Consider the following 3,069-nt stretch of genomic DNA (forward strand, 5'->3'; position numbering starts at 1 on the left):
ATTTTATACAGTGTTAAGCTAAAGCATATCAGGTTTTCATCTTATGAAATAAAACCAGATAAAGAAAATAAGATGGGGGGGAATAATACTAGAAAACATCAAAATAATATTATTGGGAGGTAGTAATTCTTGATGACTAAGCGAGACAAGGTCATATCACAGTTTATTCCCTAAAGTTCAATCAGGTATTAAGGGAGGAAATAACGGTGCCCTAATACACCCTATACCTCCGAAATCTTTTTCATAGAAGATAATAAAGTCGACATATAGATATGATAGAAATAGACAAAATAATTATGAATCACACAAATAGAACATCTGTACTGAACAAGTATCAGTGGGAGATTTTCCGAAATACTAACTATGGAGACTGCCTGATATGTGAGTTACCGTTGGCCACTAGCCAGACGGAGATAAATAGTAATGCCAATAAAATGTTCATTATGGCCTCTAAAAATGACGACACATTAGCACCTAAGTTTTGGATTATATCTTATGGCACGACGAGTAATACGGTACAGGAAGTAAAAGGTACGATTGAGTTACTCACAAGTGATATTGAAAAGCCGATGAAATTGACGCCATCCACATGGGGCCCCTATCTACATGCTTCGCTGAAAAATGAATTTAGTCTATATAACCATTTAAAGATCAACCATAAATATTATATGCTTTTTAGCGTATATTATAACCCTCTCTTGATTAATTTATTAACCAGAAAAGACAGTAAAAGTATCACGCATGCAATAAAAGTGTTTTTTCAAAAAGACGGTACTAAAAGACATAACAATATTAACTAGATTGTGTTTGGCTTAAACAATCAATGCACTAACCGTGAATTTTCATATATGACTCTCATAACAAACAGGATGTTATCAGGTGAAAAAAACAATATTGGTTTTATGTGCGATTTTTCTTATTGGATTTACAGCACAAATAGTGATGATGGCTTATAATCATTTAAATCCCCGCTTACATTTAATGGTAGATGACTCAACATTTATAAACAGTCGTTCATTGCAGACAATAGACGAAATTTTCAAAAAATAAAGTACATAGTTATAAATATGGATAAATGAAAAATTATTGCTTTGGTGACGAGTAAGTAACAGAAGCTTTCAAATTTATTACCAGTTCAAGAAAATAACAGATCTTACAATAATGAGTTATGATATGAGAAAGACGAAAGAATAGAAATATCTCTTTTAATATTACGTTCATCATCACGTTTAAAAATACTCAGGATATGCTCATACTTACCATATGTATCATGTTGTTGATCGAGGACTATACATACCTGCAATCAAATTTAATCATACAAGATATTCGAAGCGCTAACTTAAATCACGAGTAATCGAGCCCACGATACCTAATAATCGATAAGTACAGAGTATTTAAGGCTCTGAAATAATCTTATTTATCAAAACAATATAAATAAGTTAACCTCACTCAAAGGTTAACTTATTAAATATAAACAAGTTAAATTTCGTTTAACTATTTCTATTTTTTGACACCACGATGATATGATTCACCATCATTGTTATTTTGTGATATTTTATTAAGTTTATCATTGAAAGACCTTAAAATATCAACGTCATTCGTTATATACTCAAAAGCAACTCTACCAATCTCCTCTTTTTGTTTATCACTAAAATCAGATCCTGATTCAGACTCATTTTTTGAAACTTCTGATATGACATCGGTCATACCAGAAATTAATTGATCCAACTTTTGTTTTATCATAACGAACTCCATGGTCATTTAAATATTAATTTGTTCTAGTTTATATGAAAGTTATCGACATCAAATATTAAACAATTATCACCACTGAAATAAACTTTGCGTTTCAATAAATAACCACACTTATTGGCAATATCCAACAATATTCGAATAAATAAGATTTAATTAATTTAATTAATCCCCATTAATAAGTTAATTAAATCTTATTCATTCTATATCATGTTTATCTCTTCTCTTTTATCGTTATACTTCAATCATCTAAAGGTGAAGTTACACCGAAGGTTTTAGTTTAAATTTTTCAATAGTTTTTGATAAAGGATGAATGTATGGACATGTTTAGGCAATTTATAAATAACCCAAAAGAAATAGGTTCAATTGCACCAAGCAGTTCAAGTCTTATCAACAAGATGACTGAAGATATTAAAAATTACCATTCCATTGTTGAATTGGGTGCTGGGAATGGATGTATTACAAAAAAAATCATCGATAAAGGTTGTTCCTCTCTACATACATACGAAACAAACCCCTTTTACATCAATAGAATTAATAAGATAAACGACATTAATCTTAAACTAAATGCATTTAATTTGCAGGAAGATGTAAAAAAAGAGAGTGTTGATATTGTTATATCATCATTGCCATTTTTAAACTTTAACCAAAAGGAAAGAGAAGATCTGTTGGAACAAATTAGCTTTGTTTTAAAGGAAAATGGTTTGCTGATCATGTACAGCTACAGCAGCAAACAATCATTTACAGATGTTCAGCTATATTTCAACAATTTAAGAATGGTTGGTTATAATAAAGCTTGGCTTAACCTACCTCCAGCCCATATATTTAAGTATAAGAAACACTCTCACTCAAAAATCGAAAACAATTTAAGTTTAATGGCTAATAATGACTAGATATATCAGACGATATTTTTTAACGTTTATATTTTCACTTGAGATCATTCTTGTAATGTTGATTATAATCAACACTATATATGCAATTTATTATGAAGGCATACACTTATTTACTGTTAGAGAGGTAACTCTTACTGATATATTACTTATGTTTCTTTATTTAGAAGTTTTAATAATGATAAAATTTTTTATTAAACACGGGAAAATATATATAAAATACCCAATAATAATAGCAGTTTTATCTTTATCAAGGTACATCACACTTGCCGTAAAAGATATAGCATCTTTGGATGTTATTTTATTATCAGTGTCAGTGCTTACTCTATGTATTTCTCTTATATTAGTTTCAAGAGGTATCATGAAAGGTGAGCGTTCATAAAGTTATATCAAACTATAAATTTTAATCATATGTTGGTGGAATATGGAT

General features: G+C 29.5%; 3 protein-coding genes. 2 read left to right on the plus strand and 1 reads right to left on the minus strand.

Annotated features, from left to right (window positions below; genetic code table 11):
* Positions 1-1,500: 1,500 nt before the first annotated feature.
* Positions 1,501-1,743, minus strand: coding sequence for a hypothetical protein (locus tag L4D09_RS28630; RefSeq protein ID WP_428460929.1), 243 nt, complete (start codon positions 1,741-1,743; stop codon positions 1,501-1,503).
* 323 nt (positions 1,744-2,066) lie between these two features.
* Here L4D09_RS28630 and L4D09_RS28635 point away from each other — a divergent pair, with 323 nt between their 5' ends.
* Positions 2,067-2,642 (plus strand): class I SAM-dependent methyltransferase, encoded by a 576-nt coding sequence (locus L4D09_RS28635; protein ID WP_428460930.1) that lies wholly within the window; start codon positions 2,067-2,069, stop codon positions 2,640-2,642.
* Positions 2,635-3,021, plus strand: coding sequence for a phosphate-starvation-inducible PsiE family protein (locus tag L4D09_RS28640; protein WP_428460931.1), 387 nt, complete (start codon positions 2,635-2,637; stop codon positions 3,019-3,021). Before L4D09_RS28635 ends, L4D09_RS28640 begins: the two co-directional genes overlap by 8 nt.
* The last annotated feature ends 48 nt before the right edge of the window (positions 3,022-3,069 follow it).

The organism is Photobacterium makurazakiensis, from assembly GCF_050336715.1.
GTDB lineage: Bacteria > Pseudomonadota > Gammaproteobacteria > Enterobacterales > Vibrionaceae > Photobacterium > Photobacterium makurazakiensis.

What these genes read in the sequence shown, in the direction of transcription:
- L4D09_RS28630 (WP_428460929.1), bottom strand. Translation starts at nt 1,743, where the DNA reads ATGATAAAACAAAAGTTGGATCAATTAATTTCTGGTATGACCGATGTC.
- L4D09_RS28635 (WP_428460930.1), top strand. Translation starts at nt 2,067, where the DNA reads ATGGACATGTTTAGGCAATTTATAAATAACCCAAAAGAAATAGGTTCA.
- L4D09_RS28640 (WP_428460931.1), top strand. Translation starts at nt 2,635, where the DNA reads ATGACTAGATATATCAGACGATATTTTTTAACGTTTATATTTTCACTT.